The 7,493-nt window shown below is 30.9% G+C and carries 9 protein-coding genes; 7 read left to right on the forward strand and 2 right to left on the reverse strand.

Going from position 1 to position 7,493, the window contains the following annotated elements:
- Positions 1-314, forward strand: a 314-nt coding sequence (locus F6K40_RS37320) for a hypothetical protein (RefSeq protein ID WP_293144394.1), incomplete at its 5' end; no start/stop codon positions are given.
- Here the strand turns inward: F6K40_RS37320 and F6K40_RS37325 are convergent.
- Positions 311-1,498 (reverse strand): glycoside hydrolase family 10-like protein, encoded by a 1,188-nt coding sequence (locus F6K40_RS37325; RefSeq protein ID WP_293144397.1) that lies wholly within the window; start codon positions 1,496-1,498, stop codon positions 311-313. The genes F6K40_RS37320 and F6K40_RS37325 overlap by 4 nt on opposite strands.
- A gap of 628 nt (positions 1,499-2,126) precedes the next feature.
- Positions 2,127-2,297, reverse strand: a complete 171-nt coding sequence (locus tag F6K40_RS37330) for a hypothetical protein (protein ID WP_293144400.1) — start codon at positions 2,295-2,297, stop codon at positions 2,127-2,129.
- A gap of 332 nt (positions 2,298-2,629) precedes the next feature.
- Here F6K40_RS37330 and F6K40_RS37335 point away from each other — a divergent pair, with 332 nt between their 5' ends.
- From F6K40_RS37335 to F6K40_RS37360, 6 genes are all read left to right on the forward strand, one after another.
- Positions 2,630-3,805, forward strand: a complete 1,176-nt coding sequence (locus tag F6K40_RS37335; protein ID WP_293144403.1) for a DUF262 domain-containing protein — start codon at positions 2,630-2,632, stop codon at positions 3,803-3,805.
- The gene (locus tag F6K40_RS37340) at positions 3,798-4,907 is read left to right on the forward strand and encodes an AAA family ATPase (RefSeq protein WP_293144406.1); all 1,110 of its coding nucleotides are present in this window, start codon (positions 3,798-3,800) and stop codon (positions 4,905-4,907) included. The genes F6K40_RS37335 and F6K40_RS37340 overlap by 8 nt, the downstream gene beginning before the upstream one ends.
- Positions 4,908-4,909: 2 nt before the next feature.
- Positions 4,910-5,761 (forward strand): hypothetical protein, encoded by an 852-nt coding sequence (locus F6K40_RS37345; protein WP_293144409.1) that lies wholly within the window; start codon positions 4,910-4,912, stop codon positions 5,759-5,761.
- Positions 5,762-5,943: 182 nt separating this feature from the next.
- Positions 5,944-6,126 (forward strand): hypothetical protein, encoded by a 183-nt coding sequence (locus tag F6K40_RS37350; protein WP_293144412.1) that lies wholly within the window; start codon positions 5,944-5,946, stop codon positions 6,124-6,126.
- Between the two features lie 367 nt (positions 6,127-6,493).
- Entirely contained in the window at positions 6,494-6,718 is a 225-nt protein-coding gene (locus F6K40_RS37355) for a hypothetical protein (RefSeq protein WP_293144415.1), read from the forward strand.
- 107 nt (positions 6,719-6,825) lie between these two features.
- Positions 6,826-7,083 carry a hypothetical protein gene (locus F6K40_RS37360; RefSeq protein WP_293144418.1) on the forward strand — a complete coding sequence of 86 codons (258 nt, stop codon included), beginning with the start codon at positions 6,826-6,828 and terminating at the stop codon, positions 7,081-7,083.
- The last annotated feature ends 410 nt before the right edge of the window (positions 7,084-7,493 follow it).

Here is a 7,493-nt window from a genome sequence, read left to right on the forward strand (position 1 = left end):
TCTATCTTTCCCCCTCTACTATTTATTTGAGAGTCAAAAATTTACCAACTCCAGTCTTTTCCCAAACCCCAAGTCGGAAAAATTTCTATCTTTCCCCCTCTACTATTTATTTGAGAGTCAAAAATTTACCAACTCCAGTCTTTTCCCAAACCCCAAGTCGGAAAAATTTCTATCTTTCCCCCTCTACTATTTATTTGAGAGTCAAAAATTTGCCAACTCTAGTCTTTCCTTTTGCCAAAGGTAGAGAAAATTTCTACCTTTTCGACTCTAGTATTTATTTGAGAGGAAAAATTTTACTTCCTTGCTTCTTTTAACCAGATATATGTGGTCTTGAAATCTTGTTTTTAAAGATTTCCTCCAAAGTTTCATTTCTGATATTTTCTGATTCCTTTCCCCACTTCCATAAACTTTCATAGAAAAAGAAAGATACTCCCGCAAAATTTCTCTTCCGCACAGCTTCTACTTGTTTTTCAATTGTTGTTATCCCAGTAGGATTATTTTTCAAACCACTCAAAATTCCAATGGCAAAAGGAATATTATTTTTAGCTAATTTAACCTCTGTTCGTTCCAACTCCTTAATAAAACGTTTAATATCTGGACGATAAACCTGTAAAACAATTTCATCAATCCATTTTTCTCTTTCCCAAGTAAACCAATCTTGCAAATAAGCAGATAAAGCAAAGTGCAAAGGATTCGGAGATACAGAAATAATACAGTCTGGTTTTATTGCTTTTATTTCTTCAGAAATCCGCTCCATAAAATTATTAATTTTATCCGCTCTCCAACGGACCCAAAAAGTTTCTTGATAATCATCAGAAGGGGATAAACCAGGAAGTTCTTTTTCATATAATTTAACTGTAAAATCGTCATAACCAAATTCGGCAGGTAAGCTAAAATGGTCGTCAAATTGAATTCCATCTATATCGTATTTAGTCACAATTTCTATAATTAAATCTAAGATAAATTGTTGTACTTCTGGATGAAAAGGATTAAGCCAAACTCTAGGCTCTTTTCCTTGCATTTTTATAGTAGTTCCATCCCTACGTTTAGTTAACCAATTAGGATTTAATCTGGCTAATTCTGAATCTGCTGGTGCCATGAAACCAAATTCAAACCAAGGAATAATTGTTAAACTTTTTTGATGTGCTTCAGTAATAATTTCTTGTAAAAAGTCTCGCCCTTGTAAACCAGGTTTAGGGTCTAAATATTTGCCAAATACTTGTTGTGCTACTTGACTAGGATAGAGAGTATAACCTCCTTGCCAAACAGTAGGATAAAGTGTGTTGAAGTTGAGATTTGCTAAACGATTAACTGCTGCTTTTGTAGCTGATTCAGAAAATAAAACTTCGCTGTCAATATTGGTTATCCAAACACCACGAATTTCTGTTTTTTGTGCAGTTTTGCTAATTTGATTAGAGGCTAATACTAATGTAATTGTGGTGAAAATTGCAATTAGTATTAAGGGGAGAATTCTGGAAATTAATTTTGATTTAGACATGAAATTTTGATAGAGATGGAAATTATCGGAATTAAAATTTTTTTGGTGAGCGATCGCTCAGATTCAGACATTGAGAATTAATCTAAATCTAAATAGTCTTCAAATTTAATGCTTGACTTTCTATTCTCAAAATTTTTGATAATAATGTAAATAAATATTAGGAGAATAGTTTGACAAATTGATTGGAATATAGACATAAAGTTTTGCTCGGAATTAATTTTTTTTGTGGTGAGTTATCGCTCAAATTCAGACATTGAGAATTAATCTAAATCTAAATAGTCTTCAAATTCAATGCTTGACTTTCTATTCTCAAAATTTTTGATAATAATGTAAATAAAGATTAGGAGGATAATTTGACAAATTGATTGGGATATAGACATGATATTTTGCTCGGAATTAATTTTTTTTGGTGAGCGATCGCTCAGATTTAGACATTGAGAATTAATCTAAATATAAAGAGTCTTCAAATTCAATGCTTGATGTTCTATCCTCAAAAATTTTGATAATAATGGAAATAACTATCAGGATAATAGTTTGAGAAATTGATTTTGATTTAGACATGATATTTTTATCAGAATTAATTTTTTTAGGTTGAGCGATCACTCAGATTTAGACATTGAGAATTAATCTAAATATAAAGAGTCTTCAAATTTAATACTTGATGTTCTATCCTCAAAAATTTTGATAATAATAGAGATAAATGTTGGGAGGATAGTTTGAGAAATTGATTTTGATTTAGACATGATATTTTTATCAGAATTAATTTTTTTAGGTTGAGCGATCGCTCAGATTTAGACATTGAGAATTAATCTAAATATAAAGAGTCTTCAAGTTCAATGCTTGACGTTCTATTCTCAAAATTTTTGATAATAATGGAAATAACTATTAGGATAATAGTTTGAGAAATTGATTGGGATACAGACATAAAGTTTTGATCGAAATTAATTTTTTTTTGTGAGTTATCGCTCATATCTATAAATTGATAAATTAAGGTAAATAGAAATAGGAAAAATCAAGGTTTACTATTTGATAATATACTTCTTTATAGCAGTTGTCAATTTTAAATAACATTTATAAATATGCTTTAATCCCAAATGATATAATTAAAATTAAAGCAAGAGGGTAAAATTTATGGCAAGAAAAACACCAATAAAACAACCAACCAAAGAGCAAGAAGAAAAAAATTATGAGGAGGAGGTTTATCAAAGAGATAACTTAATTTACGACCCAGATCAAATTAATATTATTACTAGAGAAATTACAATTAAAGAGTTATTGAGAAAAATAGGTGAAAAATTTATTGATTTAGCCTCTGATTTTCCTGGTTATACTGATATATGGAACGATGAAGTTAAAAGTAGATTTATTGAATCTATTATTATTAGAATTCCTTTACCAGCTTTTTATGTTGATGGAACTAATGAAAAGCAATGGTTAGTAGTAGATGGATTACAAAGACTGTCAGCTTTAAAACAATTTATTAATGATAAGACTTTATGTTTAACTGGTTTAGAATATCTCGACATTGAACTTGATGGCAAAACCTATCAAGAATTAGACCGTAAATATCAACGTCGTATTGAAGAAACCCAGGTTACAGTAAATCTAATTGCACCAGGTACACCAACTAAAGTTAAGTACAATATTTTTAAACGCATTAATACAGGAGGAGGACTTTTAAATCTTCAAGAAATACGTTATGCTCTTAATCCTGGTAAAGCACTTAAATTATTAGCTGAAATTGCTAAATCTCCAGAATTTACTAATGTTATTCAGATTAGTGAAACAAAAATTAAGCGTATGGAGGATCGGGAATTTGTACTAGGTGCTTTAGCAGTGATGCTAACACCTACTTCTTATAAAGATTATGCAAAAGATAAAAGAGAAGAATTTTTAGATAATGCCATAAAAACAATTAATAGTTTATCTGATTATGAAATGAAACAACTTGCTAAGAAATTCAAAAAAACTATGTTTGATTATCAAAAAATATTTGCCAATCAAACTGTTAGTCAATCTAAGAGAACAAGCAGATTTTCACGTGATAAAACATTATCTCAATCTAAAACATTAACCTTGTTTTTTTCTAATAAAGCGTTATTTGAAACCTGTATATTTCATATTAGTCAGCTTAACATTCAAGAAATTCAAAAACTTAAAATACGGAAGCAAGACTTAATAAATAAATTTACGGAATATCTAGATAAAGACAAAGAATTTGCCAAGTCTATCTCTCAAGCTCAAGATAAGATAGAATATCGTTTTGAAACTATTGAAAAAATTATCAGAGCAGTTATAAATGATTAGTTCAGTACGTTTGAAAAACTTTAAACCTTTTGCCAGTCAGCTTCTATCTTTTAAACCATTAACTTTACTTTCTGGTTTGAATAGCACCGGCAAATCTTCTGTCTTACAAGCATTACTTTTAATGCGTCAGTCTTATCAACAAGGAATATTAGAAAATCAAGGTTTAATACTAAATGGTGAATTAGTTTCTATAGGCACTGCTCAAGATGCACTATTTGAAGGAGCAAAAGAGGATTTTATTAGTTTTGAAATTCTCTGGAAAAATGGCAATCGAGGAATCTGGAATTTCTCCTATGATCGGGAAAAAGATGTTCTAAATCTTGCCTCAGCACCTGTTACTTCTGATATTTATAAATCCAGTCTTTTTAATAAAAAATTTCACTATCTGCAAGCAGAACGTTTAGGTCCTCGCTTATTTTTAGAAATGTCAGATTTCCAGGTTCAACAACTAGAAAAATTGGGTACAAAAGGAGAATACACAGCCCATTTTTTATTTGTAAATGAAAATCAAACTATACCAAATCATCGCTTAGGACATCCACAAGCAAACTCCCTAATTTTAAGAGAGCAAGTTGAAGCTTGGATGGGAGAAATTAGTCCTGGTACACGCCTACAAATAAACCCTAAACAAGATATAGATTTAATCAGTCTTCAATATTATTATGGAGATAGTAATTCTTATCGTTCTACTAATGTTGGATTTGGAATTAGCTACACTTTACCAATTATTGTAGCCATTCTTTCTTCCCCTCCAGACAGTTTAATTCTAATAGAAAATCCTGAAGCACATCTTCATCCAAAAGGTCAAGCAAAAATGGGAGAATTATTAGCTCTTGCTGCTAGTTGTGGGGTACAAATTGTAGTTGAAACTCATAGCGACCATGTTTTAAATGGAATTAGATTAACAGTTTATCGAGGAAAAATTGACCCTGAAAAAGTTCAATTACACTATTTTGACCGCCGAAAACAAGGAACAGAATTTGTCACTGAAATAATATCCCCACAGATAGATCGGAACGGACGAATAGATAAATGGCCGGAAGGTTTTTTTGATGAATGGGATAATAGTTTAGAAGCACTTTTGGAACCCAGGGAAGAATAAATATGGATTTAGAAATGGTGCTTAATGAACTTTCTTTAGAGACTCCTATTGCTGATATTTCTACAGCGCGAAAATTAATGTCAGAGTTAATTCAAACTTTACGAAAAGCAAAAAGTTTAGGTGTAAAACCTATACTTCGTACTCACAGTAATATTAACAATATAGAACTTGTTTGTAATTATCCTATAGCAAGTTGGCGCAACGACAAAATAGTAGATTTAGAGGAGCGTAGATTTTTCCGTAGTCTAATTCTAAAAGCTCCTTTTTCTGAGGATGCTCTCCAAGAAATTAAAGATAAATTTGATTTGTCTGAAGTTTGGCATCAAGGAAAATTAGCAGATGGTCTTCGTTTTGCTTTAATTAGTGATTCTCTTGCAGTTAGTTTATTATCTAAAACTCAATGGGATACAGATTTTTTAGAACTTCAGATAACAGAAGTAGATAAAAATGAAGAGTTAACTGACTACTCGGAAAAAATTGTTCATGCTAGTCGAAGTAGTCATGTAAAACAACATATCGAATGGATTAAAAATCGCATCGAAAATCAATTATTTGATAGGCAAGTTGATGGAGAAACATTATGGGAAAGGAGAGAAGAATTTTTTCCGCATTTAATCTTCTGTGAACAAGTAGAGCAACAGTTACAAAACCTAAAAACTGGCAACCCAATTTTGCAACAGGTAAAGAAACGATTATTGGAATTAGAAAAATACTGTCAAATTTGGCAAACAGGAACTTTTAATCCAAATCTTTTACCAAGCAAAACAACCCCAGAAAGTGATTCAAGAATTGAACAGTTTAGACATCAACTAACTATTAAATGTCCTGATGGTAAAACACGTCTTTTTAGTTAGCATCTACGTATGACTCCTGGTGCTTGGCGAGTTTATTTTTCTGAAGATTTAGGAGTTGGAAAAATAATCATTGGTTATATAAATCTTAAGCTAAAATAGTGACAATATTTGCGATGTAGCAATCCTAAATCTGTAAACCAGTAGAACAAAAATTACAAAACCTCAATACTGGCAACCCAATTTTGCAACAAATAAAAAAACGATTATTGGAATTAGAAAAATACTGTCAAATTTGGCAAACAGGAACTTTTAATCTGAATCTTTTACCAAGCAAAACAACCCCAGAAAGTGACTCAAGAATTCAAGAGTTTAGACATCAACTAACTATTAAATGTCCTGATGATAAAACACGTCTTTTTAGTTAGCATCTACGGATAACTCCTGGTGCTTGGCGAGTTTATTTTTCTGATGATTTAGGAGTTGGAAAAATAATCATTGGTTATATAAATCTTAAGGTAAAATAGTGACAATATTTGCGATGTAGCAATCCTAAATCTGTAAACCAGTAGAACAAAAATTACAAAACCTCAATACTGGCAACCCAATTTTGCAACAAATAAAAAAACGATTATTGGAATTAGAAAAATAGTGTCAAACTTGGCAAACAGGAACTTTTAATCGAGTGTATCTCAATATTTGCAAAAATACTTTTTTCCTATATATTCCTTGTTGTCTGTTGCCTGTTACCTGTTGCCTACAAGCGATAAATTTTTGGCTTTATTCAAAATTGAGATGCACCCTTTTAATCCAAATCTTTTATCAAGCAAAACAACCCCAGAAAGTGACTCAAAAATTCAACAGTTTAGACAGCAACTAACTATTAAATGTCCTGATGGTAAAACACGTCTTTTTAGTTGGCATCTACGTATGACTCCTGGTGCTTGGCGACTTTATTTTTCTGATGATTTAGGACCTGGAAAAATAGTCATTGGTTATATAAATCTTAAGCTAAAATAGTGACAATATTTGCGATGTAGCAATCCTAAATCTGTAAACCAGTAGAACAACAGTTACAAAAGCTAAATATCGGCAACCCAATCTTGCAACAGGTAAAGAAACGATTATTGGAATTAGAAAAATACTGTCAAACTTGGCAAACAGGAACTTTTAATCCAAATCTTTTATCAAGCAAAACAACCCCAGAAAGTGACTCAAGAATTCAAAAGTTTAGACAGCAACTAACTATTAAATGTCCTGATCATAAAGAACGTCTTTTAAATTTGCATCTACGGATAACTCCTACTGCTTGGCGACTTTATTTTTCTGAAGATTTAGGAGCTGGAAAAATCATCATTGGTTATATGAATATTAAGCTAAAATAGTGACAATATTTTTGATAGTCAAATTAATATAGATATGAGGTAAAATTCGTGAGCAAAAATTATAATTTTCTGATTCCCCAATTTTCTTACATTTGTGGCATTCTCACCATTATTACTCTAATAGTCTGGCTTTTAAGAGGGTGGAAAATTCTCGCATTTTTACCAGGAGGAGTAATTTTATTTCTAATTTTTCTATCCATAACCACTGGCGTAATTAGTCTTTTACAAAGACCACGCTAACTCCAACTTTTCTACCGAAAAATCAAGGTTGAAAGCGTCTTCTTTAAAAGATAAAAAAATAAAAAAAGTTTCTCTGAAGCAATCCTCTTCTTTTTAAGCAGAGGTAATTATTAATTATTAATTATTAATGATTTAACATATTTTCTAATACTTTTATTCTCCTTCCATAA

The sequence above is a fragment of the Okeania sp. SIO3I5 genome (assembly GCF_010672085.1).
Classification (GTDB): Bacteria; Cyanobacteriota; Cyanobacteriia; order Cyanobacteriales; family Microcoleaceae; genus Trichodesmium.

Excerpts from the sequence above, each read along its gene's own strand:
- F6K40_RS37325 (WP_293144397.1), bottom strand. The coding sequence starts at position 1,498 with ATGTCTAAATCAAAATTAATTTCCAGAATTCTCCCCTTAATACTAATT.
- F6K40_RS37330 (WP_293144400.1), bottom strand. The coding sequence starts at position 2,297 with ATGTCTAAATCTGAGCGATCGCTCAACCTAAAAAAATTAATTCTGATA.
- F6K40_RS37335 (WP_293144403.1), top strand. The coding sequence starts at position 2,630 with ATGGCAAGAAAAACACCAATAAAACAACCAACCAAAGAGCAAGAAGAA.
- F6K40_RS37340 (WP_293144406.1), top strand. The coding sequence starts at position 3,798 with ATGATTAGTTCAGTACGTTTGAAAAACTTTAAACCTTTTGCCAGTCAG.
- F6K40_RS37345 (WP_293144409.1), top strand. The coding sequence starts at position 4,910 with ATGGATTTAGAAATGGTGCTTAATGAACTTTCTTTAGAGACTCCTATT.
- F6K40_RS37355 (WP_293144415.1), top strand. The coding sequence starts at position 6,494 with ATGCACCCTTTTAATCCAAATCTTTTATCAAGCAAAACAACCCCAGAA.